The following is a 21,978-nucleotide window of genomic DNA, read 5'->3' as shown; positions in this document are numbered from 1 at the left end:
TTCGCCTCCTCGCTGCCCGGGCGCACGCTGGAGAAGTTCGGGAAGCTGGACATCCGGCCGGATAGTCGACGCCCTCGAGGAACTTCTGGATCTGGATCGGGTTCGCGGAATCTGTCATGGCTCTCCTCTCGTCGTGAACCCGCTCAGCGGGTTCCCTCTGTCGGTGTGGTGGTCCCGGTCGCCCCGCCCCGCTCGGCGTCGCGCGGCAGGGATCCATCCGTCCCGTCGGTGCGGAGGTCTTCCCGGATCACGTGGGTCTCGCGGCGGCCATGCCGGCCATGGTCGGTCTCCTCGCTGACGACGGCATCCTCGCGGGCCACTCCCTCGCGGGCACTCTCCTCGCGGACGGCTCCCTCGCGGGCCACTCCCTCACGGTCGACTCCCTCGCGGGCCACTCCCTCACGGTCGACTCCCTCGCGGGCGGCCTGCTCACGGGAGGCGTCGGCGTCGCCGCGGCGGTCCGGATCGAGCTCGTCGGCCTTGCGGCGCTGCTCCTCGATGCGCTCCCGGTCCTCGCGGGTGCTCTCGCTGTGCCCCTGTGCCTCCTGGCGCAGGCGGGCTGCCTCGACTTCGGCGCGGTCGGCACGAACCTGTGCCTCGCGGGCCTTGACCTCCCGGTCTCGGACATCGATCTCGCGGCGGGCGGCCTCCGCGCGCAGCTCCTCGGCATGCTCGCGCTGGTGCTGCCTCCGGGCCTCGCCCCGCTTCCGGGACACCACGATGGCCACGATGATCGCAATGATGACGATCACGGCGACGACAATGACCGCCGTGAGCTGGGTCGGGTCCATAGGTCAACCTCCTGGGTGTCAGGTTTCCCTCCCTCTACCCGCCGGCGGCCGGATCCAATCACTCCCGCCCGCTCGCGGCAGCAGCTCCTAGGCGGAGCCAGCGGCGCCCGCAGGACCGGGTCCCGCAGGGCCGGCTCCTGCGGGACGCACGGCCTCGGCGATCTCGGCGGCCACCCGAGCAGGGTCCTCGTGGCTCCAGAACCGCAGGACCTGCCAGCCGGCCGCGCTGAGGGCCGCTGTCGTCTCGGCGTCCCGCTCGCGATTGCGGGCAATCTTGGGCCGCCAGTAGTCCACGTTGCTCGCCGGCTCGATGTAGTGCTGCGGGCACCCGTGCCAGTAGCACCCGTCGATGAACACCGCCACGCGCGCCCGCGTGAACACGAGGTCCGCTGTGCGCCGCAGGGCGGGGACCGGGCGGTAGGCGACGCGGTACCGCAGCCCCATCGCGTGGACCGCCCGGCGCACCTTGAGCTCGGGCGCCGTGTCCCGCGAGCGGTTGCCGAGCATCGTGCGGCGGATCGCCGGCGTGGTGGCCCAGGACGGCTCGCCCTTCCGGCTCCGGCGGGTGCCGCCCGAAGCGGACGACGCCGGTGACGCGCCCGCCGCCGGTGCGTCACCGGCGTCGTGCGTCTCCTCCGGGACCCCGGCCTGGCTCATGCGGCCAGCGTACGCTGGCGGCTGGGAAGGTGCTGGGAGGGCGTTTTGCCTGCTCCGCCACGGGTAGCGCTGAAGAAAGAGGGCTGGACACCGCCCGGTCCGTGGACGGAAGGAACCCCGATGGGAACACTGGCATTCCTGGGCGCGAAGAGCCCGGGGCGCGGGCCTCTGAGCCGTGGCGGGCCCCTCAGCGCAGTGGAGCCCCGGGGGATCCAGAAGCTCGTCCGCAACGTCGAGACCGGCAGGTTCGAACGGACCCTCTCCGGCCTCACCGCCGCCGGGGCGCTCGTGACGGCGGCCGAGATCTACCTCGAGCACGACAAGGCAAGCTTCGGCAATCCGTGGATGTGGGCCCCCGTGGCCCTCGGCCCGCTCGGCGCCGCAGCCGGGATCGGCGGAGTGTTCAGCGCGCGGCTCGCCCACACCGCACTGCCCATCGCGAGCGCCGCCATCGTCGCCAACGGGCTCCAGGGGACCTACCTCCACCTGCGCGGGATCGCGCAGCGACCCGGCGGGTTCCGGGAACTGCGCTACAACGTCGAGATGGGCCCGCCGCTCCTGGCTCCCCTGCTCGTGACCCTGGTCGGGGGAATGGGGATCCTCGCCTCGATCCTGAGGAGGGAGCCGTGACGCTGCCGCTGCCCGCCGAGGACGGCGGCGGACGCTTCCCGGGCCAGCACGCCCTCGACGAGCGCGGGCACTGGGACGACGCCACGGCCGCGCTCGTCGTCGCCCGGACCCAGCGACCGCCGGACGTCAGCTTCTTCACGGCCGAGGAGCAGGCCATCGCCTCCGCGCTGCTCGACCAGCTGGTGGGCCAGGAGCCGGACGCGCAGCCGCGCATCCCGCTCGTGAACTTCGTCGACGCCCGGCTCGCGGCCGGCGAGACGGACGGATGGCACTACGCGGACCTGCCCGAGGACGCCGAGGTGTGGCGGCAGGGGCTCCGCTTCCTCGACGAGGACGCCCGCGAGCACTGCGGCACCGGCTTCGCGACCGCGGGCCCGGAGCAGCAGGAGACCGTCCTGAAACAGCTGCACTCGACAGACGGCCCCTGGCACGGCTTCCCGGCCGGCCACGTGTGGAACCTGTGGCTGCGGTACGCATGCACGGCGTTCTACTCCCATCCTTCGGCGTGGGACGAGATCGGCTTCCCCGGCCCCGCCTACCCGCGCGGCTACGCCAATCTGGGAATCGGCCGCCGCGAGCACTTCGAGGTCCGGGACGCGCGCCCGGGTGAGAGCGCATGAGCGCGGGACGGGGGCTGCGCGGCGTCCGGGCGCGGAACGAATCGGCCTGGCTCCTGCCCCTCGCCGACCCCGACGTGGACACCGGCATGCGCCGCTTCGGGGACGACGACGAGGTAGACCTCGTGATCGTCGGCTGCGGCGCCGGCGGGTCGACCATGGCCCAGCGCCTCGCGCGGGCCGGGTGGAGCATCGTGGTCCTCGAGGCGGGACCGTTCTGGGAGCCGGACCGCGACTGGGTCAGCGACGAGGCCGGATCGCACCGGCTCTACTGGACGGAGCCCCGGGTGATCGACGGCGACGACCCGGTCCCGCTCGGCTCGAACAACTCCGGCCGCGGCGTCGGCGGCTCGATGGTGCACTTCGCCGGCTACACGCCCCGCTTCCACCCGAGCGACTTCCACACCGAGACCCTCGACGGGGTCGGCGCCGACTGGCCCCTGCGGTACGAGGACCTCAAGCCGTACTACGAGGACATCGAGGAAGAGCTTCCGGTGGCCGGCCAGGACTGGCCGTGGGGCGATCCGCACAGCTACCCGCACACCCCGCACCCCGTGGGCGGCAACGGCGAGGCGTTCCTGCGCGGGGCCCTCGCCTGCGGGATCGAGGCCCGCGTGGGGCCGGTGGCCATCTCCAACGGCCGCTTCGGCCACCGCCGGCACTGCATCTACCGCGGGTTCTGCCTGCAGGGCTGCAAGGTGGACGCGAAGGCCTCGCCCCTCATCACCCACGTCCCCGACGCCATCGCCCACGGGGCGGAGATCCGGGCCGACTCGATGGTCACCCGAGTCGCGGTCGATCCGCGCACCGGCCTGGCGACGGGCGTGCACTACGAGCACGGCGGCGTCGAGCACTTCCAGCGCGCCAGGAACGTCGCGGTGGCGGCCTACTCGATCGAGACCCCCCGGCTCCTGCTCAACTCGGCCTCGCCGCAGTTCCCCGACGGCCTGTGCAACGACCACGATCTCGTGGGCCGCTACCTCATGGTGCAGGGCGCCCCGCAGACCGGCGGCCGGTTCGAGGAGGAGGTGCGCATGTACAAGGCGCCGCCGCCGGAGGTCAGCTCGGAGGCCTTCTACGAGACGGATCCCTCCAAGCCGTACAAGCGCGGCTACTCGATCCAGACCGTCTCCCCGCTGCCGATCACCTGGGCAGAGCACATCGCCGCACAGGGGCACTGGGGCACCGAGCTGCGCCGCCGGATGACCGACTTCGTCCACTGGGCCTGCCTCGGCGCCCTGTGCGAGTTCCTCCCCCAGCCGGAGAACCGGGTCACCCTGGATGAGGAGAAGGACCGCCGCGGCATGCCCGTGGCGCGCTTCACCTACAGCCGCTGCGGCAACGACCGCCGGCTCATGGCCGCCGCCGCCGGGACCATGGAGGAGATCCTCACCGCCGCGGGGGCGAGCGAGGTCATGACCATCGAGCGCTACGCCCACCTCGTGGGCGGCGCGCGCATGGCGGCGGACGAGCGGCACGGCGTGGTGGACGCCGACTGCCGCACCTTCGCCGTGCCGAACCTCCTCATCACCGACGGCAGCGTGCTGCCCACCCAGGGCAGCGCCAATCCAGCGCTGACCATCATGTCGCTCGCCGCGCGCACAGCGGCCCGCCTCGGGGCGGGCGCGCGCGGAGGGCTGCGCCGACCACAGCGCGAACCAGCACGCGAACCAGCACGTGAACCAGCAAAGGAGAGCTGACATGGCCGAGAAGAATGTGGCCGAATTCCTGCTCGAGAGGCTCAAGGCCTGGGACATCAGCACCGTGTTCGGCTACCCCGGAGACGGCATCAACGGCATCGTCACTGCCCTCGGCAAGGGCGAGGGGCCCCGGTTCGTCCAGGCGCGGCACGAGGAGATGGCCGCCTTCGAAGCGGTGGGCTACGCGAAGTTCACCGGCCGGGTCGGAGTGTGCATGGCCACCTCGGGTCCCGGCGCGGTCCATCTCCTCAACGGCCTCTACGACGCCAAGCTCGACCACGTCCCGGTCGTGGCGATCGTGGGCCAGGCGGCGCGGACCTCGATCGGCGGCTCGTACCAGCAGGAGATCGACCTGCCCTCGTTGTTCAAGGATGTGGCCTCCGACTACGTCCAGCTGGTCACCGTCCCCGAGCAGCTGCCCAACGTGATCGACCGTGCCATCAAGGTGGCCTGCGCGCGGCGGGCGCCCACCGCCGTCATCATCCCCTCCGACGTCCAGGAGCTCGAATACTCCGCGCCTCCCCACGAGATGAAGATGGTGCCCTCGAGCCTCGGCATCGAGTGGCCGGAGCTGGCTCCGGACACCGAGGGACTCCGCAGGGCCGCCGAGGTGCTCAACGAGGGCAAGAAGGTTGCGATCCTCATCGGGCAGGGCGCCAGGAACGCGGCCGCGGAGGTCCAGCAGGTCGCCGAGCTCCTCGGCGCCGGTGTGGCCAAGGCGCTCCTCGGGAAGGACGCCCTGCCGGACACCCTGCCCTTCGTCACCGGCTCGATCGGGCTTCTCGGGACGCGGCCGAGCTACGAGATGATGCGCGACTGCGACACCCTGCTCACCATCGGCTCGAGCTTCCCCTACCTGCAGTACATGCCGGAGCCGGAGAAGACGCGGGGCGTGCAGATCGACGTCGATCCGACGATGATCGGCATGCGCTACCCCTACGAGGTCAACCTCGTCGCCGACGCCGCCGCAGGGCTCCGCGCGCTCATCCCGCTCCTGAACCGCAAGGAGGACCGTGGGTGGCGCGAGGACATCGAGGACAAGGTGTCGAAGTGGTGGGCGGACATGCACGACGAGGCCCTCGTCGAGGCTGATCCGGTCAATCCCCTCCGGGTGTTCTCCGAGTTCTCCGAGCGCATCCCGGCCTCCGCGATCGTGACGTCCGACTCGGGCAGCGCGGCGAACTGGTATGCCCGGCAGGTCCGCTTCCCCGCGGGCGTGCGCGGGAGCCTATCCGGGAACCTCGCCACCATGGGCCCGGCCGTCCCGTACGCGATCGGCGCCAAGTTCGGGCACCCGGACCGGCCGGTCATCGCGTTCGAAGGGGACGGTGCCATGCAGATGAACGGCCTCGCCGAGCTCATCACCGTGGCGCGCTACTGGAAGGAGTGGCCGGACCCGCGGCTCGTGGTCGTCGTGCTCCACAACAACGACCTCAATCAGGTCACGTGGGAGCTGCGCGCATTCAGCGGCTCGCCGACGGTGCCGATGACGCAGGAGCTGCCGGACGTGGACTACGCCGGGTTCGCCGCGAGCCTGGGCCTCGGCGCCATCTCGGTGGACAGCCCGGACGCCCTCGGCGGGGCGTGGGACACGGCGCTCACCGCGACGCGCCCCACCCTCCTCGACGTCCGCACCGACCCCAACGTTCCTCCCATCCCGCCGCACGCCACGCTCAAGCAGGCCCTCAACACGGCCAAGAGCGCCGCGAAGGGGGACGAGAACGCGTGGCAGTTCATCAAGGAGGGCCTCAAGGTCAAGGCCCAGGAGCTCCTCCCCGGGCACCGGGAGTGATGGCAGTGGCGCACGACGCCGGATCGGGCGCCACGGTCTCGGCCGTCACCGCTGCCGCGTACACCGTCCCGACGGACGAGCCCGAGGCCGACGGGACGTTCGCGTGGGGCTCCACCACCATCGTGGTGGTGCGGGTCGAGGCCGGCGGCACGCACGGGACGGGGTACACGTACGGCCCGGCGGCCCTGGTGGGCCTGGTGCAGGAGCTCCTCGCACCCGCGGTCCTGGGTGCGGACGTCTTCTCCGTCCCGGCCTGTTCCGAGGCGATGGCCCGGGCCCTGCGCAACGCGGGCCAGTCCGGGGCCGGCGCGTACGCGGCGTCGGCCGTCGACTGTGCGCTGTGGGACGCCGCGGCGCGGCACGCCGGGCTGCCCCTGCACCAGTTCCTCGGCGCCGCCCGCGCCGAGGTGCCCGTCTACGGCAGCGGCGGCTTCACCACGTACACGGATGCCCGCATGACCGAGCAGCTCACAGGCTGGGTCACGCGGGGGATCCCCCGCGTGAAGATCAAGATCGGGCAGGACCGCGGCGCGTCCGAGTCCCGCGACATCGCACGCATGCTGGCCGCGAGGAAGGCGATCGGCGATGACACCGACCTGTTCGTCGACGCCAACGGGGCCTATACCCCGAAGCAGGCCGTGCGCGTCGCGGACGCCGCCGGCCAGGCCCGGATCATGTGGTTCGAGGAGCCCGTCTCGAGCGAGGACCTCGACGGTCTGCGGTTCGTCCGCGAGCGCACCTCGCCCGATGTCGCGGCCGGCGAGTACCTCACCCGGCTCAAGGACGCGGAGCGGATGTGCGCCGCCGGTGCGGTGGACTGCCTGCAGGCCGATGTGACCCGCTGCGGCGGGATCACGGTCTGGCTGCGCATCGCCGCGGTCGCGGCGGCCCATGGCCTGGGCTTCTCGGGCCACTGCGCCCCGGCGATCTCCGCCGCCCCGGCCGCCGCCGCCCCCGGGCTGCGCCACCTCGAGTGGTTCCACGACCACGTCCGCCTCGAGGCGATGCTCTTCGACGGCGTCCCGGAGCCGGACGGCGGGACCATCTCCCCGGATCCCACCCTGCTCGGCAACGGGCTGGTGCTCCGCTCGGCGGACGCCGAGCAGTACCGGGTCGCGTGATGCCCCGGGGCCGTCGCGCGACGCCCCTGGGCCTGAGGGTCCTGCGGCGCGGGACGGCCCCAACTGCGGGCACCGTTTCGCGCCGCGGCGCGGGGGGTAAAAACGGCGCGCCTGTTGGCGGGGGTCGCCGGGAGGGTTTCGTTCAGGAGGGACCATGAGTCAGAGCACGCTCGGCACCATCCGCACCAGCATCCCGGGCAGGCTGGATCGCCTGCCCTGGGCCCGATGGCACTGGATGGTCGTGATCGGCCTCGGCACGGTCTGGATCCTCGACGGGCTCGAGGTCACGATCGTCGGGTCGATCAGCGACCGGCTGACCCAGCCCTCCGGGGGACTCGGCCTCTCCACCGCCGGGATCGGCCTCGCGGCCGCGATCTACGTGGCGGGCGCCTGCGTGGGCTCCCTCGTCTTCGGCTACCTCACCGACCGGTTCGGCCGGAAGCGGCTGTTCATCATCACTCTCGGCCTGTACCTGCTGGCCACGGTCGCCACGGCGTTCTCCTTCAACCCCGTGTACTTCTACATCTGCCGGTTCTTCACCGGCGCGGGGATCGGCGGGGAGTACTCCGCGATCAACTCAGCGATCGACGAGCTCATCCCGGCCCGGCGCCGAGGGCTCGTGGACCTCGCCATCAACGGCTCCTACTGGCTCGGCACGGCCTTCGGGGCCATGCTCTCGGTCGTCCTGCTCAACACCGCCCTCTTTCCCGCCGGGCTGGGCTGGCGGCTCGCGTTCGGGCTCGGCGCCGTCCTGGGCCTCCTGATCCTCCTCGTGCGGCGGAACGTGCCCGAGTCCCCGCGGTGGATGTTCATCCACGGCCACGAGGACGCCGCCGAGAAGACCGTGAAGGACATCGAGTCCGAGATCGAGGACGAGACCGGGCGCCGGCTCAGCGAGGTCGACAACTCCATCACCATCGAGCAGCGCCGCTCGATCGGCTTCGGCGAGATCATCCGGGTCTCCCTCGAGCGGTACCCCAAGCGCGTGGTCCTGGGCCTGTCGCTCTTCGTCGGCCAGGCCTTTCTCTACAACGCCGTGTTCTTCACCTACGCGCTCGTCCTGACCAAGCTCCTGCACGTCCCGGAGGACGTGGCGCCGTGGGCCCTCGTGGCCATCGCCGTCGGCAACTTCGCGGGTCCGCTCACGCTCGGCCACCTGTTCGACTCCGTGGGTCGCAAGGTCATGATCTCGGCGACCTACATCGGCTCGGGCGTCCTCCTCGCCATCGTGGGCGCCCTGTTCCAGGCGGGCATCCTGGACGGGTTCTGGCTCACCGCCTGCTGGACCATCGTGTTCTTCGTGGCCTCGTGCGGGGCGAGCAGCGCCTACCTCACCGTAAGCGAGGTCTTCCCGCTGGAGACCCGGGCGCTCGCGATCGCGTTCTTCTATGCGGTCGGCACCGGCCTCGGCGGCATCATCGGCCCGCTCCTCTTCGGCAGCCTGATCGGTCAGGGGGTCGGCGCCGTGGCCGTCGGCTACTTCATCGGTGCCGGCCTGATGGTCGCCGCCGGCCTCGTCGAGGTGTTCCTCGGCGTCGAGGCCTCCCGCACCTCGCTCGAGGAGGTTGCGCGGCCCATCACGGCCCAGCAGGAGGCGGTGTGACACCGCCGCGGCACACCCGCCCCGCCCCAGTCCGCGCCTTCCTGGAGTATGTGCTGTGGACGGCCGTCGGCACGCTCTTCTGGCTCGCCACCGCCTCCACGGTGACCGCCGTGGAGACGGGCATCGCCGCGGCCGTCTCCCTCGTCTGCGCGGTGCTCGCCCGGCTGGCCCGACGCGCACTGCCGTTCCGTGCACGTCCGGGCCGCGAGTGGCTGCGCTGGGCGGCCGTGGTGCCGCTGGCAGCCTGCGCTGACCTCCTCCGGCTGCCCGGATGGCTGCGCTCCGGGCAGCCGGAGCAGTTGCGCGAGGCCGCGATGCCCACGGGCGGCGACCGTCAGACCGGCTGGCGGGCGGGCGGCATCGTGGCCCTCTCGGCCACGCCGGGCTCGGTCGTCGTCGCCTCAGACCCGGACTCAGGGGCTGTCACCGTGCACTCGGTCACGTCCGGCTGGCCCCGCCTCGACGAGCAGGTCCTCCGGGACAAGGAGCCGGGGCGATGAGCTCCGAGGCCCTGTGGGCCGGCGCCGCCCTCGCGTTCCTCGTAGTGGGCGTGGCCCCGGGCCTCCTGCTGTGCGCCCGGGGGACCGCGATCGCACGGCTGGTCGGCCTCGAACTGCTGGGGGCCTCGGCGATCCTGGCCATGATCGCCCTCTCCGCCGCCGTGAACCAGTCCTCGTACCTCATCGTGCCGCTCGTCCTCGCGGTGCTGACCGCCACAGGCACCCTCGTCTACACGCGCCTCCTCACGCCCGAGGCCGCGGCCGCGGGAGAGGCCGGCCCGGGCGCGGATGGCAGAGCCAGCGGCGGGGCTGGAGGCCAGTGATGATCGCCGCCCAAGCCGTGTGCGCCGCCCTCGCAGTGCTCGTCACCGCCTATGCCGCCGGCGGGGCCCTGCTCGCCCGGTCGCCGCTGGCCCGGCTGCACTTCCTGGCCCCGGTCACCACCCTCGCCGTCCCACTCCTCGCGGTGGCGGCCGTGCTGGCCTTCGGGGTGTCCCTGGGGAGCGCGTCGGTCGTGGTCACGGCGGCGGCGATCGCCGTGAGCGGGCCCGCGCTGACCGCCGCCGTGGGGCGCGCCCTCGCCGCCGAGGCGGGAGCAGATGTCGGGAAGGAGCCCGAATGAGCGACTCGCTCCTCACTGACCTTCTCCTCGCCGTGAGCCTCACGCTCGTGCTCGCCGGGGCAGTCGTCGTGGTGCTCACGCGGCGGCCGTCGCGCCAGGCCGTGGCGCTCTCGGCCTACGGTCTGGTGCTGGCCCTGATGTTCATGGTGCTGCAGGCGCCGGATGTGGCCCTGAGCCAGGTGGCGATCGGGACCGCCGTCGTGCCCCTGATCGTGGTGCTCGCCATCCGGAAGGTCGAGAGCATCCGCTCGGAGCAGGCCGAGTCCCGCAGCGGGCAGGACGAGCAGTGAGCCGCCGCGTCCGGGTGTACCTCTTGGCTGCGGGGCTCGCGGCCCTCGGCGCGATGCTGTGGGCCTCGTTCGCGGCGCTGCCGGGCTTCGGCGGTGCGAGCCACCCCTACCGGGACCTCGCGGTGGCCGCGACCTTCGCCCATGCAACGGCGAACGCCGTCTCGAGCATCAACTTCGACCAGCGGGGCTTCGACACGTTCGGGGAGGAGACGATCCTCTTCTGCGCCGTGGCGGGCGTGGTGGCCCTCCTGCGCCCCGTCCACCGCGAACGCCGGCGCGAGGTGGGCAGCGGCGGCCAGACCCTCGAGTCCACGAGCCTCGTCGTCTACGTCCTCTTCCCGCTCACGCTCGTGCTCGGCGCCGATGTCGTGGCCCACGGCGCCATCACCCCGGGGGGCGGCTTCCAGGGCGGGGTGGTCCTGGCCACCGGCATCCACCTGCTCTACGTCGGCGGCCACTACCGGCTCCTGGAACGGCTGCGCCCGCTCGACTGGTTCGCGCAGGGGGAATCACTAGGCGTGGTGCTCTTCGGCGCCCTCGGCCTCGCAGGCGTGGCGCTCGGGGCAGACCTGTTCGCCAACGCCGTCCCCCAGGGCCAGCTCGGCGACCTCGTGTCCGCAGGGACCGTTCCCCTGTTCAACATCGCCGTCGGGATGACGGTGGCCAGCAGCGTCGTCATCCTCCTCTCGGGGTTCCTCGACCAGACGCTCGCCATCCGCGCCGATCCCCGCAAGGGTCCGCGGGACGAGGACGAGGAGGGAGCCGCGTGACCGTCTACGCCTACATCGTGGCCGGCGCCGTCATGCTCGTCGGCATCGCCGGGATCGCCACGAGCCGGAACCTCGTCCACGCCGTCGTCTCGCTCTCCGTGGCCCAGTCCGCCACCTACATCCTGCTCATCGCAGTCGGCTACCAGAACGGCGGCCTCGCTCCCATCTTCGGCTCGCAGGTGGGCCGGGACACCGCCGTCGTCGACCCCGTCGTGCAGGCGCTGACCCTGACCGACATCGTGGTCTCCGCGGCCGTGACCTCCATGCTCCTGGCCCTGGTGATCCAGATGGCCAAGCGCCGGCGCGCCATCGATCCCGACGACCTCGGCCCCCTGGAGGGCTGAGGCATGCAGACCGGACTCGCGCCGCTCATGCCGGCCCTCGTCGTGGGGCTCGTGCTCACTGCCGGGGTGCTCATGGCGGTCGGGCGGTACGTCCGCAGGCCCTTCGCGGACCTCCTGGCCATCGCCGCGGCCGCCGCCGCCGTCTGCGTGGACGGCGTGCTGCTCGCCGGCACCTCCTCCACTAGGCTCGTCTACTGGATGGGGGGCTGGTCAGCGCGGGACGGGCGCACCGTGGGGATCGCCCTCGTGGGCGACGGCGTGGGGGTGGGCCTGGCACTGCTCGCCGCCGCCCTCATGGCCGCGGCCCTCGTGTTCTCATGGCGGTACTTCGAGTCGGACAGCTCCCACTACCACGGCCTCATGCTGCTGTTCCTCGCCGGCATGACGGGATTCGCGTTCGCCGGGGACGTCTTCACGATGTTCGTCTTCTTCGAGCTCATGGGCGTTGCGGCCTATGCGCTGACCGGGCTCAAAAGCGAGGACCCCTCGGCGGTCCACGGGGCCATCAACTTCGGCATCATCAACTCGCTTGCCGCCTATCTGTCGCTGACCGGGGTGGGGCTCGTCTACGCGCACACCGGCAGCCTCAACCTCGCGGCCCTCTCCCACCAGCTCGAGGGCGACCACGGCATCCTCGTGCCCATCGCGTTCGTGCTGCTGTGCACCGGCTTCCTCGTCAAGGGCGCCCTGGCACCGTTCCACTTCTGGCTCGACGACGCCCACGCCGTCGCCCCCTCCCCCGTGTGCGTCCTCTTCTCCGGTGTCATGGTCGAACTTGGGCTGTACGGGGTGGCCCGGGTGTACTGGGCGGTGTTCAGCGGCACCCCGGCGGCGGAGGGGATCCGCACGCTGTTCCTGGTCCTCGGCGTCCTCACCGCCGTGGTCGCGACCCTCATGTGCTTCATCCAGCGGCACCTCAAGCGGCTCCTGGCCTACTCGACGATCGCGCACATGGGCGTCTTCCTCGTGGCCCTCGGCTCCGCGACGGAATCGGCGCTCGCCGGGCTCGCGGTGTACGTCCTCGGCCACGCTGCCGTGAAGGGCTCGCTGTTCCTGCTCAGCGGCGTGGTCCTGGACCGGTACGGGAGCGTGGACGAGTACACGCTCCAGGGCCGCGGCCGGGACGCCCCCCTGCTCGGCGGTGCGTTCCTGGTGGCCGCGGCGGCCCTCGCCGGCGCTCCCCCCTTCGCCACCGGCCTGGGCAAGGCCGTCACGGAGCACGCCCTCGGCGAGGCGGGGCAGTCCTGGGGGATGGCGCTCATGATCGCGGTCTCCGCCCTCACGGCCGGCGCCGTGCTGCGCGTGGGCTTGCGGATCTTCCTCGGGCTCGGCTCCCCGCCTGAGGGCATCGAGGCCGAGGGCATGAGCGGGGACGAGGAGATGATCGAGGTGCGCATAGGCCGGGAACGGGTCCCGCTCTCGATGAGCCTTCCGGTGGCCGCGCTCCTCGGCGCCGGCGCCCTGCTCGGCTTCGTGCCCGGGATCACGGATGCCGCTTCAGGGGCAGCGCAGCAGTTCATGGACCGGGCCGGCTACGTCGCGGCCGCCCTCGGCGGCGCGGCCAGTGCGTCGCCGGGCGTTCCCGCCTCAGGGTGGGACTCCTCGGGGATCCTCTGGGGGTCCGTGACGACCCTCGCGGCGCTCGGGGCGGCCGCCGTGGACCTCTACCGGCACCGCCTCCCCGCGGCGGGACGCCGTCCCTTCACCGTCCTCGACCCGCCGCTGCGCTTCCTGCGGAGCCTGCACTCTGGGCGGGTCGGCGACTACACGGTCTGGCTCGTGCTCGGCATCACGGCCTCGGGCGCGATCGTGCTGTTCTAGCACTGTTCGCTGGCCAGGATGCAGGTCAGGTGCTGGTCAGCGGGCGGTCCCGGTGTCCTGCCCGGAGCGGGATCAGTCCGCCCCTTGGCAGAGGGCGTCCTCGCTCGCGCACCCACAGCCCTCGGCGGCGGACCGGGCCAGCCCGGGCTGCGGGCGCTCGGCGGACGCGCGCACCGGCTCGGCCGCTCCTTGCCGGCGCCGCGAGCCGGTGTACACGATCTTGCCGATCCCGCTGATCTGGAGCGCGAGTTCGCGCGTGGTCCTGATGTCCAAGATGCCCCTCCCCATGGCTGACGTGACGACCGTCACAACACGATAGGCTACTGGAAAGTAGCCTAGACGGCGTTTCTGGTCACGGTCCGCGCGCCGTCGGGCATGGACGTCGCAGCCCGCTTCATCTGCATGGGTAGCATGCGAATGGCGTGGCTCTTCGGGATCCGTGGACAAAGGGGTATCGGCGTGGGGAGAAGTCCTGCTCTGAGGGCAGCGCCCTCGGGCCGCAGGCCCGAGGGCCGTCGTCGGCGTCTGGGCCTGGACGAGCTGCGTGCTCGGGGGGTTGCGACGTGGGCTGCCCACCTCGGGCCGCCCGAGCTGGAGGACGTCATCTCCCGGAGGATGGCCCATCTTGGCGGGGTGGCCGCGGTGACATCGCTGGTCCTCTACCTGCTCTGGCGGGTGATGTTCAGCCTGCCCACCGCGCCCGCCGACCAAGCTGCGGCGTGGGCGCTGCTGGTCTTCGAGACGCTGCCGCTGCCCGGGATGATCATGAACACCGTGGCCTGGTGGAACCTCGATTCCAGCGCTCCGCCGACAGAGGGGGCAGGGCTCGGCCTGAAGGTCGTGGTGCTCATCCCCACCTACAACGAGCCGGCCGAAGTCCTCGCCCCGACCATAGCGGCCGCCTGCGCCCTCACGCCGGCACACGAGACCTGGGTGCTCGACGACGGCGACCGCGGATGGGCCGCCGATCTCAGCCGGGCGTACGGCGCCCGCTACGTGCGCCGCGACGAGCACCGCCATGCGAAGGCGGGGAACATCAATCACGCGCTCGGGCTCATGGAACGCGAGGCCGCGGCGGGAGCCGAGGCAGTGGATGTGGTCGCCGTGCTGGACTGCGACCATGTCCCCTTGCCGTCCTTCCTGTCCGGCACGCTCGGGTGGTTCGCGGACCCGGAGATCGCCCTCGTGCAGGGGCCGCAGACCTTCTACAACGGCGGGGCCTTCGACGACGACGGCATCACGGGCGAGCAGGGCCTCTTCTTCAACGTGCAGATGCGGGCCCGCAACGCAGCGGGGGCCGGCCCATTCTGGTGCGGGTCGACGGCGCTGCTGCGGGTGGAGGCGCTGCGCGAGGTGGGCGGGGTCGCGACCGAGACCATCACCGAGGACATGCACACCACCCTGAAGCTGATCCGGCGCGGCTGGAGGACGGTCTACCACCATCAGACGCTCGCGCTGGGGCTCGCGCCGGCCACCCCCGGGCAGTATCTGCTGCAGCGGCGGAGGTGGGGGCTGGGCGCAATGCAGATCCTCACCCTCGAGAAGCTGTGGGCCGCGAAACGCTGGATGTCGTGGCGCAACTTCCACGAGTACCTCAACGGCACCCTCTGGTGGCTTGAAGGGGTCGCAACCGTCGGGGCCTTCGCCGTCCCCGCCCTGGCGCTCGCGTCCGGCGCACAGACGTCCACGGCCGATCCCCTGGTCTTCGCCGGCATCTTCACCGCGGCCTTCACGGTGCGGCTGTGGGGAGCGAAACGGCTCATGCGCCGCCAGATCCAGTGGCCCACCGCGTTCGCCCTGCGAGTGTTCCGGATCCCCGTGGGCCTGGCGTGCCTCTGGTGGCTCGTCACCCGCAGGAGCCTCGAATTCGAGGTCACCCCAAGGGTGCTGAGGGCGGCCGGGCCAGGGGGCAGCTCCCAGCGGTCATCGTGGCGCTCCTGCTCCTGGTCACGGGGGTCCTCCTCTGGGCCGGCGCCGGACTGGCGGGACTGGTGCCGTGGAGCGCGTCCCCGGCCTCGACGGAGACGGCGGGGGCCTGGCTGCTGCTGTCCCTCGTGCTGCTCGTCCTCGGTGCCGCGAGGATCAGGTCCGAGAAGTTCGCCACGTCGCGGCGCAACGCCCACAGGGTGATGGTCTGCGCTCCGGTGACCGTTGGGGGCGCCTCGGGGACTCTGGTGGACATCTCGGTCGGCGGTGCGCGCGTCAACCTCCCGGCCGGGACACCGCCACCAGCCGGCGAAGTGACCGTCACGCTGGCCGGCGCGGAGCCTGTGGTCCTGGAGGTCGTCTCCGCCTCGGAGGGGCTCGGCGGGCCCCCCACCGTCTCGCTCAAGGTGCGCCCCGGGGACTGGGGCGCCTACCGCGTTCTCTCCCTCTGGCTCTTCCACACCCCCGCCGGAGCTGTGCCCAGCCTCGGCCCCGGCGTTCCGGCCGTGGCGTGCACGGCGCGTGCGGCGGGCCCGGCAGCCCGAGGCCCCGCCGCCGCGCCGGCCAGCGGCGCCACCCTGCACTCCGCGCCCTAGTCGGCGAGGTCGAGCTCGGCAGCGGCGGCGTTGGAGTCCAGCTGCGCGACCGACTTGCAGCCCGGGATGACGGCGGCGACGGACGGCTGGCGCAGGCACCAGGCAAGGGCCCAGGCGGCCATGTCCGTACCCGGCGGCACCTCCTCCTCGGCAATCCGCTGGACCTCCGAAAGCCGCTCCTGGGTCCGACCGTCGGGCCTGCGGGACCGGGTATCGGCGGGATCGGTGAACCGGGTGCCCGGGGCGTACTTGCCCGACAGCAGCCCGCCGGCCAGCGCCTCGCGGGCGAGGACCCCGAGATCCTGCCGCTCGCACGAGGCGAGGACTTCCTTCTCCGGCTCCCGGTCGAGGCGGCTGTACACGAGCTGGACCACGCTCGCCCCGACCTCGGCCGCGCGGTCGGTCTGGTACACGTTGGCGTTGCTGCCGATGGAAATCCCGAGGTGGCGGACCTTCCCGGCACGGACCTGCGTGCCGAGGGCCTCCCACAGCTCGTCCTGGTCGAAGACGTCGTCGCCGCCGGAGTGGAACTGGTACACATCGATGTAGTCGGTTCCGAGGGCGCGCAGCGATCGCTCCAGTTGGGCGATGACCTCCTGGGCGGACCACTCCTGGGTGCGCTCGTGCAGGCCGTGATAGCGGTGGCCGAACTTCGTGGCCACCACCCAGTCGGCGCGGTTGCGCGCAATGGCCCTTCCGACGAGTTCCTCGGACAGGTGGTCGCCGTAGCACTCGGCGGTGTCGACCAGGTTGATGCCCAGATCGCGGGCCCTGCCCAGGATCGCGTCGGCCTCCGCCTGCGAGAAGTCCTTCCCCCACTCTCCGCCGAACTGCCACGTCCCCACCCCGACCGTCGATACGGTCAGCTCGGTCCTGCCAAGGCGCCTGTACTTCATGGGAAAGCCTCTCCTCGATGGTCAGCGTGCGGCCTGGTGTTGGAACGCCGCCCATGCCTGGAAGCCGCCGACGAGGTCGGTCGCGCGGGCCAGGCCGAGGCGCTGCAGGGTGTGGGCGGCGAGGCTCGAGCTGTAGCCCTCGTTGCAGACGATCACGATCCGCCGCGTGGGGTCGTCAGCAACCGGCAGGCGGAAGGGACAGGTCGGGTCGAGGCGCCATTCGAGGACGTTGCGGTCGATGACGAGCGCCCCCGGAAGCGCACCATCGCGGTCGCGCTGATCGAGCGGGCGCGTGTCGACGACCAGGGCGCCCGCCGACACCTCGTCGTCCAGATCCTCGGGATGGACGCGTTCGAGTCCCGCGCGGCTCTCGAGGAGCAGGCGATCGATCCTCGACGCCCCGTCCCCGTCCGCGCCGGCCCCCACGGGCGCATCAGCCTGCTCTTCCACGACGTCCACGACGTCCACGGCTTCCTCGATTCGTCCGGCCGCACGACGCCGGTGACCCGCCTCGGGGAGGCGGGTCACCGGCGTCGTGCTTCTGGTGCGCAGATCAGGCGAAGTCGGCCTGGGCGGGGTCGGCGCCGATGCGGCCGGCGGCGCCCTTGTCGAGGCCGTTGATGGCCTCGATCTCGGCCGGCTCGAGGGTGAGGGCGACGGCGGTCCAGTTCTGGGCGATGCGCTCGGGCGTGACGGACTTGGGGATCACCACGTTGCCAAGGGCGAGGTGCCATCCGAGGACCACGTTCGGGACGCTCACGCCGTGGTTCTCGGCGATCTCGCGCAGCACCTGGTCCTTGAGGAGGTCCTTGCCCTGGCCCAGCGGCGACCAGGACTCGTGCAGGATGCCCTTGGACTCCTCGTAGGCGCGCAGCTCGGCCTGCGGGAAGTACGGGTGCGTCTCGACCTGGTTGATCACGGGGACCACACCGGTCTCGCGCTGGATCTCCTCGAGCGCCTCGACCGTGAAGTTGGAGACTCCGATCGAGCGGACGCGGCCGGACTCCTTCAGCTTCGCGAACTCCTCCCAGGTCTCGAGGTAGAGGCCGCGCTTCGGCTGGAGCCAGTGGATGAGGTACAGGTCCACGTAGTCGAGGCCGAGCTTGTCCAGCGAGGTCTCGAAGGCGGGGGCCACCTTGTCGCGGCCCTGGTCTGCGTTCCAGAGCTTCGTGGTGATGAAGAGGTCCTCGCGGTCCAGCCCCGAGGAGGCGATGGCGCGGCCCACGCCGGCCTCGTTGCCGTAGATGGCGGCGGTGTCGATGTGGCGGTAGCCCACGCGGAACGCCTCGCCGACCACGCGCTCGGCGACGTCGTCCTCGACCTGCCACACCCCGTACCCGAGCTGGGGGATGGTGCGGCCATCGTGGAAGGAGAGGACAGGGGAGGTCAGGGTCTCAGCAGAAGTCATGCTGCCCATCCTGCCACCGCGGCGCCGCCAGGCCAGGGGTTCTGCACGATTTTCCGCGGGACTTCGCGCACCGCGAACCCCGGAATAGAACCGGGGCGCCGCGGCGTCCCGCCGGCGGTCACCGGCGCATGAGCTCCTCGGCCTCCTGCACGTGCTCGAGCACGGTGGTGGCGCGGCGCTGCACCGAGAGCGCCCCCACGGGCACGGGGCCGACGGCAAGGCGCAGCATCGCGGCGGCCTCGGCCGTGGTGGCGAGGGCGTTGCCGGCGCGGGACAGCGCCCGGTGCACGGCGGCGTAGTCGCCGGGGACGTCGAGCCCCTCGCTCGGGGAGCGCCGCTGCGCCTCGACGCAGACGGCCCGTACCCGGGGAAGGAGCCCGGCGAGACCGTCGGCGATGACCACGAGCTCGCTGTAGAGCGCCTCGTCGTCGATCCCCTCGAGGACCTGGTGGTAGCGGTCGAGGCCCCTGCGGAAGCGGTCGTGCGCGCGGCGCCACAGGCCCTTGCCGAGCTCGGCGTCGTCGCGCCGGCCGGCGAGGGCGGACTTGATGAATCCCACGGAGGCGCTCAGAGGTACTGGCCCGGGCCGTGGTCCGGGTCCCGGGGCACGCCCTGGCGCTGGCCGGGCACCTGGCCGGGGCCCTGGGCGCGCTGCGGCTCGCCGTTGGGGCCGATGACCACGCCGGGCGCGATCATGGTCCCGGGCGGGAGCTGGCGCAGCTGCACCTGGGCCGCGGCGAGCTGGTGGGCGGCCTGCTGCGCGGCGATGGCCGTCTGGATGCCGTGGAAGAGGCCCTCGAGCCAGCCCACGAGCTGGGCCTGGGCCACACGCAGCTCGGACTCCGAGGGCACCGACTCGTCCGAGAACGGCAGCGAGATGCGGTGGAGCTCGTCGACGAGCTCGGGCGCGAGACCGTCCTCGAGCTCCCGGATCGAGCGCTCATGGATCTCGGCGAGGCGCTCGCGGGCGGCCTCGTCGAGCGGGGCGCCCTTCACTTCCTCGAGGAGCTGGCGGATCATCGTGCCGATCCGCATGACCTTCGCCGGTTCGTCCACGAGCTCCTGCAGGCTCGCCCGCCTCGGCTGCTGCGCGGACGACGCCGCGTGGCCGGCTTCCGTGGCGGCGTCGCCGTCGATGGCGGTCCCCTCGACTGGCTCCTCCGCGTGGGCCGGTCCCATCCCGTCCGTGTGCTCGTTCCCCGCTGACGTCATGACGCCATCCTCTCACGCGGCCGGCGCCGGGCCCCGGGGCGAAGGGCCGCGTGACGGCGCCCCGCGGCGGGGAGCGCGGGGCTCAGCAGCACCGGCCCTGGGGGTTGGCATCCTGGCGGTCGGCGTGGTCCCGCCAGAACTCCCGCTCGGTCATCGCCGGCGCCGCGCACCTGCCCGCAGCCTCCTCGGCCCGGTGGTGCTCGAGGTACCTCTCATAGGCGTCGGCGCCCAGGACGCCGCGCGCGTAGGCCCGCGCCCCGGCGAGGACCGAGCGCACGGCGGCGACCGCCGTCGTGCGCCCGGAGCCGCCGGACGGCCTCGGCGAGGGGGACATCAGTGGTGCCCGGCCGGCGTCGTGCTCATCCCGGCGGCCTTCCACTCCGCCAGGACCTCGCGCTCGGCCGCAGTCGGCAGCATCCCCGCGGGTGCGAAGACGCGGGAGGGCACGGCCGGGTCCTCCTGGTCCGCCAGCGCCGCGGGGTCCGCCCCGCGGAAGGCCCGGAAGGTGGCGACGAGGGCGGCGATGATCACGATGATCGAGAGGACCACGAAGACCACGCTCAGCACGCCCTGGACCATGGTGTTGCGGACCACGGCCTCCATCGCCGCGACGCTCTTGGCGGTGCCGAACGAGGTCTTCCCGTCCGCTAGGGCCTTGGCGAACTGCGCGTTCTGCGCGAAGTAGCCCACCGCGGGGACCGGCGAGAAGATCTTGTACGCACTCGCCGTGATGGTCACGACCGCCGCGAACGCGAGCGGCAGCGCCACGACCCACAGGTGCCGGAACGTGCGGCGCTTCGCCGCGATCGCGAGGCACACCGCGAGCGCGATCGCAGCGAGGAGCTGGTTCGCGATGCCGAACAGCGGGAAGAACGTGTTGATGCCGCCGAGGGGGTCGGTCACACCGAGGATCAGGATGTAGCCCCAGCCCAGCACCATGACCGCCGTGCAGATCCACGCGCCTGCGCGCCACGAGGTGTCCTTGAACTTCGGGATGAAGTTCCCGATCGAGTCCTGCAGCATGAACCGGGCCACGCGGGTGCCGGCGTCCACCGCGGTGAGGATGAAGAGGGCCTCGAACATGATGGCGAAGTGGTACCAGAAGGCCGCGAGTCCCGCGCCGCCGATGAGCTGCGCCATGATGTGGCTCAGTCCCACCGCGAGGGTCGGGGCGCCGCCCGTGCGGGAGACGATCGAGGACTCGCCCACGCCCTGGGCGGTGGCCGCGAGCTCGGCGGGGGTGACGTTGACGCCCGCCAGGCCCAGGCCGTTCACCCACGCGGCGGCGGACTGGACCGCGCCGCCGGTCAGGCTGGCCGGGGCGTTCATGACGAAGTACAGGCCCCGGTCGATCGAGACCGCCGCGACGAGCGCCATGATCGCCACGAAGGACTCCATGAGCATGCCGCCGTAGCCGATGAAGCGGGTCTGGCGCTCCTTCTCGATCAGCTTCGGGGTGGTGCCCGAGGAGATGAGGGCATGGAAGCCGGACAGCGCGCCGCACGCGATCGTCACGAACAGGAACGGGAAGAGGCCGCCGGCGAACACGGGGCCGTTGTCCTTGAACGCGTACTCGCTGAAGGCGGGCGCCGTGATCTCGGGGCGCACCACAATGATCGCGACCGCGAGGAGCGCGATGACGCCGACCTTCATGAAGGTCGAGAGGTAGTCGCGCGGGGCGAGCAGGAGCCACACGGGCAGGACGGCCGCCACGAAGCCGTAGACGATGATGCCCCACGCGATCGGGAGCCGGTCGAGGTGGAAGAGCGCCTGGCCCCAGTCGGTGTGCGAGACCCAGCCGCCGCCGATGATCGCGGCCATCAGGAGCACGAACCCGATGACCGAGACCTCCATGACCTTCCCCGGGCGGATGAACCGCAGGTAGATGCCCATGAAGAGGGCGATCGGGATGGTCATGGCCACCGAGAACACGCCCCAGGGGCTCTCGCCGAGCGCGTTGACCACCACGAGGGCGAGGATGGCCACGATGATGATCATGATGAGCAGGGTCGCCAGCAGCGCCGCCGTCCCGCCGACCACGCCCAGCTCCTCGCGGGCCATCTGGCCGAGCGAACGGCCGCCGCGGCGCATCGAGAAGAACATGACGAGGTAGTCCTGCACCGCGCCCGCCAGCACCACGCCCACGATGATCCAGATCGTTCCGGGCAGGTAGCCCATCTGCGCGGCGAGGATCGGGCCCACGAGCGGGCCGGCGCCGGCGATCGCGGCGAAGTGATGCCCGAAGAGGACGTTCCGGTCGGTGCGGACGAAGTCCTTGCCGTCAGCGTTGTACTCGGCCGGCGTCGCGCGGACGTCATTGGGCCTGAGCAGGTACTTCTCGATGTACTTGGAGTAGAACCGGTAGCCGATGAGGTAGGTGCACACGGCCGCGAAGACGAACCAGATCGCGTTCACGGTCTCGCCGCGCACCAGTGCGAGCATGACCCACGCGAGCCCTCCGAGGAGGGCGATGGCGACCCAGATCGCGATCTTGGCGGGGGTCCAGCGCTTCTCCTCCGCCTCGAGCCTCGCGGGGTCGACGGCGACCGGCGGCAGCGCCGGGTCCTGGACGACGTCAGCCTCGGCTGGGTCGCTCTCGGGCGCTCCCCCAGCGCGGCGTGCGACGGTACTCATGCTGCTCCTCCTCGAGCGAGAGTGATGGATACTCCCGACCCTAGTCAG

General features: G+C 71.9%; 25 protein-coding genes. 15 read left to right on the top strand and 10 right to left on the bottom strand.

What is annotated here, in order from left to right:
- Positions 1-143: 143 nt before the first annotated feature.
- A complete protein-coding gene (locus tag SA2016_RS22070; RefSeq protein WP_066495251.1) occupies positions 144-791 on the bottom strand; it encodes a hypothetical protein in 648 nt (215 codons plus the stop codon).
- An 87-nt stretch (positions 792-878) separates the two neighbouring features.
- Positions 879-1,448 carry a very short patch repair endonuclease gene (locus SA2016_RS03365; protein ID WP_084249265.1) on the bottom strand — a complete coding sequence of 190 codons (570 nt, stop codon included), beginning with the start codon at positions 1,446-1,448 and terminating at the stop codon, positions 879-881.
- 120 nt (positions 1,449-1,568) lie between these two features.
- Between SA2016_RS03365 and SA2016_RS03360 the strand changes: the two genes are divergently transcribed.
- From SA2016_RS03360 to SA2016_RS03300, 13 genes are all read left to right on the top strand, one after another.
- The gene (locus SA2016_RS03360) at positions 1,569-2,078 is read left to right on the top strand and encodes a hypothetical protein (protein WP_066495248.1); all 510 of its coding nucleotides are present in this window, start codon (positions 1,569-1,571) and stop codon (positions 2,076-2,078) included.
- Entirely contained in the window at positions 2,075-2,698 is a 624-nt protein-coding gene (locus SA2016_RS03355) for a gluconate 2-dehydrogenase subunit 3 family protein (RefSeq protein WP_066495246.1), read from the top strand. The genes SA2016_RS03360 and SA2016_RS03355 overlap by 4 nt, the downstream gene beginning before the upstream one ends.
- A complete protein-coding gene (locus SA2016_RS03350) occupies positions 2,695-4,395 on the top strand; it encodes a GMC family oxidoreductase (RefSeq protein ID WP_066495244.1) in 1,701 nt (566 codons plus the stop codon). Before SA2016_RS03355 ends, SA2016_RS03350 begins: the two co-directional genes overlap by 4 nt.
- Before the next feature lies 1 nt (position 4,396).
- Positions 4,397-6,187, top strand: coding sequence for a thiamine pyrophosphate-requiring protein (locus tag SA2016_RS03345; RefSeq protein WP_066495242.1), 1,791 nt, complete (start codon positions 4,397-4,399; stop codon positions 6,185-6,187).
- Complete coding sequence (locus tag SA2016_RS03340; protein WP_066495235.1) at positions 6,187-7,308, top strand: enolase C-terminal domain-like protein; 1,122 nt, start codon at positions 6,187-6,189, stop codon at positions 7,306-7,308. The genes SA2016_RS03345 and SA2016_RS03340 overlap by 1 nt, the downstream gene beginning before the upstream one ends.
- A gap of 154 nt (positions 7,309-7,462) precedes the next feature.
- Positions 7,463-8,911, top strand: coding sequence for an MFS transporter (locus tag SA2016_RS03335; RefSeq protein WP_174835375.1), 1,449 nt, complete (start codon positions 7,463-7,465; stop codon positions 8,909-8,911).
- A complete protein-coding gene (locus tag SA2016_RS03330; RefSeq protein WP_066495233.1) occupies positions 8,908-9,411 on the top strand; it encodes an SUR7/PalI family protein in 504 nt (167 codons plus the stop codon). Before SA2016_RS03335 ends, SA2016_RS03330 begins: the two co-directional genes overlap by 4 nt.
- Positions 9,408-9,734, top strand: a complete 327-nt coding sequence (locus tag SA2016_RS03325; protein ID WP_141305529.1) for a monovalent cation/H+ antiporter complex subunit F — start codon at positions 9,408-9,410, stop codon at positions 9,732-9,734. The genes SA2016_RS03330 and SA2016_RS03325 overlap by 4 nt, the downstream gene beginning before the upstream one ends.
- Positions 9,734-10,033 (top strand): monovalent cation/H(+) antiporter subunit G, encoded by a 300-nt coding sequence (locus SA2016_RS21245; RefSeq protein ID WP_066495232.1) that lies wholly within the window; start codon positions 9,734-9,736, stop codon positions 10,031-10,033. The genes SA2016_RS03325 and SA2016_RS21245 overlap by 1 nt, the downstream gene beginning before the upstream one ends.
- Positions 10,030-10,323: a Na(+)/H(+) antiporter subunit B gene (locus SA2016_RS21240; RefSeq protein WP_066495231.1), complete on the top strand. Its 294-nt coding sequence runs from the start codon at positions 10,030-10,032 to the stop codon at positions 10,321-10,323. The genes SA2016_RS21245 and SA2016_RS21240 overlap by 4 nt, the downstream gene beginning before the upstream one ends.
- Positions 10,320-11,093 (top strand): MnhB domain-containing protein, encoded by a 774-nt coding sequence (locus tag SA2016_RS03310; RefSeq protein WP_066495229.1) that lies wholly within the window; start codon positions 10,320-10,322, stop codon positions 11,091-11,093. The genes SA2016_RS21240 and SA2016_RS03310 overlap by 4 nt, the downstream gene beginning before the upstream one ends.
- Positions 11,090-11,437 carry a sodium:proton antiporter gene (locus SA2016_RS03305; RefSeq protein ID WP_066495228.1) on the top strand — a complete coding sequence of 116 codons (348 nt, stop codon included), beginning with the start codon at positions 11,090-11,092 and terminating at the stop codon, positions 11,435-11,437. The genes SA2016_RS03310 and SA2016_RS03305 overlap by 4 nt, the downstream gene beginning before the upstream one ends.
- A 3-nt stretch (positions 11,438-11,440) precedes the next feature.
- Positions 11,441-13,258 (top strand): complex I subunit 5 family protein, encoded by a 1,818-nt coding sequence (locus SA2016_RS03300; RefSeq protein ID WP_066495226.1) that lies wholly within the window; start codon positions 11,441-11,443, stop codon positions 13,256-13,258.
- A 72-nt stretch (positions 13,259-13,330) separates the two neighbouring features.
- Here the strand turns inward: SA2016_RS03300 and SA2016_RS03295 are convergent, their stop codons facing one another.
- A complete protein-coding gene (locus SA2016_RS03295) occupies positions 13,331-13,531 on the bottom strand; it encodes a hypothetical protein (protein WP_141305528.1) in 201 nt (66 codons plus the stop codon).
- Between the two features lie 360 nt (positions 13,532-13,891).
- Here SA2016_RS03295 and SA2016_RS03290 point away from each other — a divergent pair, with 360 nt between their 5' ends.
- Together SA2016_RS03290 and SA2016_RS21705 are read left to right on the top strand one after the other, a co-directional pair.
- The gene (locus SA2016_RS03290; RefSeq protein WP_066495216.1) at positions 13,892-15,388 is read left to right on the top strand and encodes a glycosyltransferase family 2 protein; all 1,497 of its coding nucleotides are present in this window, start codon (positions 13,892-13,894) and stop codon (positions 15,386-15,388) included.
- A 14-nt stretch (positions 15,389-15,402) separates the two neighbouring features.
- Entirely contained in the window at positions 15,403-15,780 is a 378-nt protein-coding gene (locus SA2016_RS21705) for a PilZ domain-containing protein (RefSeq protein ID WP_169803040.1), read from the top strand.
- Here the strand turns inward: SA2016_RS21705 and SA2016_RS03280 are convergent.
- The 7 genes from SA2016_RS03280 to SA2016_RS03250 all read right to left on the bottom strand — a co-directional run bounded on the left by SA2016_RS03280 (position 15,777) and on the right by SA2016_RS03250 (position 21,930).
- The gene (locus SA2016_RS03280; protein ID WP_066495212.1) at positions 15,777-16,676 is read right to left on the bottom strand and encodes an aldo/keto reductase; all 900 of its coding nucleotides are present in this window, start codon (positions 16,674-16,676) and stop codon (positions 15,777-15,779) included. The genes SA2016_RS21705 and SA2016_RS03280 overlap by 4 nt on opposite strands.
- A gap of 21 nt (positions 16,677-16,697) precedes the next feature.
- Entirely contained in the window at positions 16,698-17,204 is a 507-nt protein-coding gene (locus SA2016_RS03275) for a rhodanese-like domain-containing protein (protein WP_306505417.1), read from the bottom strand.
- Positions 17,205-17,229: 25 nt separating this feature from the next.
- The gene (locus tag SA2016_RS03270) at positions 17,230-18,084 is read right to left on the bottom strand and encodes an aldo/keto reductase (protein ID WP_066495209.1); all 855 of its coding nucleotides are present in this window, start codon (positions 18,082-18,084) and stop codon (positions 17,230-17,232) included.
- Between the two features lie 118 nt (positions 18,085-18,202).
- A complete protein-coding gene (locus tag SA2016_RS03265) occupies positions 18,203-18,643 on the bottom strand; it encodes a hypothetical protein (RefSeq protein WP_066495207.1) in 441 nt (146 codons plus the stop codon).
- Positions 18,644-18,651: 8 nt separating this feature from the next.
- Complete coding sequence (locus SA2016_RS03260) at positions 18,652-19,296, bottom strand: bacterial proteasome activator family protein (protein WP_066495204.1); 645 nt, start codon at positions 19,294-19,296, stop codon at positions 18,652-18,654.
- A gap of 82 nt (positions 19,297-19,378) precedes the next feature.
- Complete coding sequence (locus tag SA2016_RS03255; RefSeq protein WP_084249262.1) at positions 19,379-19,630, bottom strand: YbdD/YjiX family protein; 252 nt, start codon at positions 19,628-19,630, stop codon at positions 19,379-19,381.
- A complete protein-coding gene (locus SA2016_RS03250) occupies positions 19,630-21,930 on the bottom strand; it encodes a carbon starvation CstA family protein (protein WP_066495202.1) in 2,301 nt (766 codons plus the stop codon). The genes SA2016_RS03255 and SA2016_RS03250 overlap by 1 nt, the downstream gene beginning before the upstream one ends.
- Positions 21,931-21,978: the final 48 nt, after the last annotated feature.

The organism is Sinomonas atrocyanea, assembly GCF_001577305.1.
Classification (GTDB): domain Bacteria; phylum Actinomycetota; class Actinomycetes; order Actinomycetales; family Micrococcaceae; genus Sinomonas; species Sinomonas atrocyanea.
The sequence above is the reverse complement of the archived record's forward strand: the minus strand, read 5'-3'. Positions and strand labels throughout refer to the sequence as shown.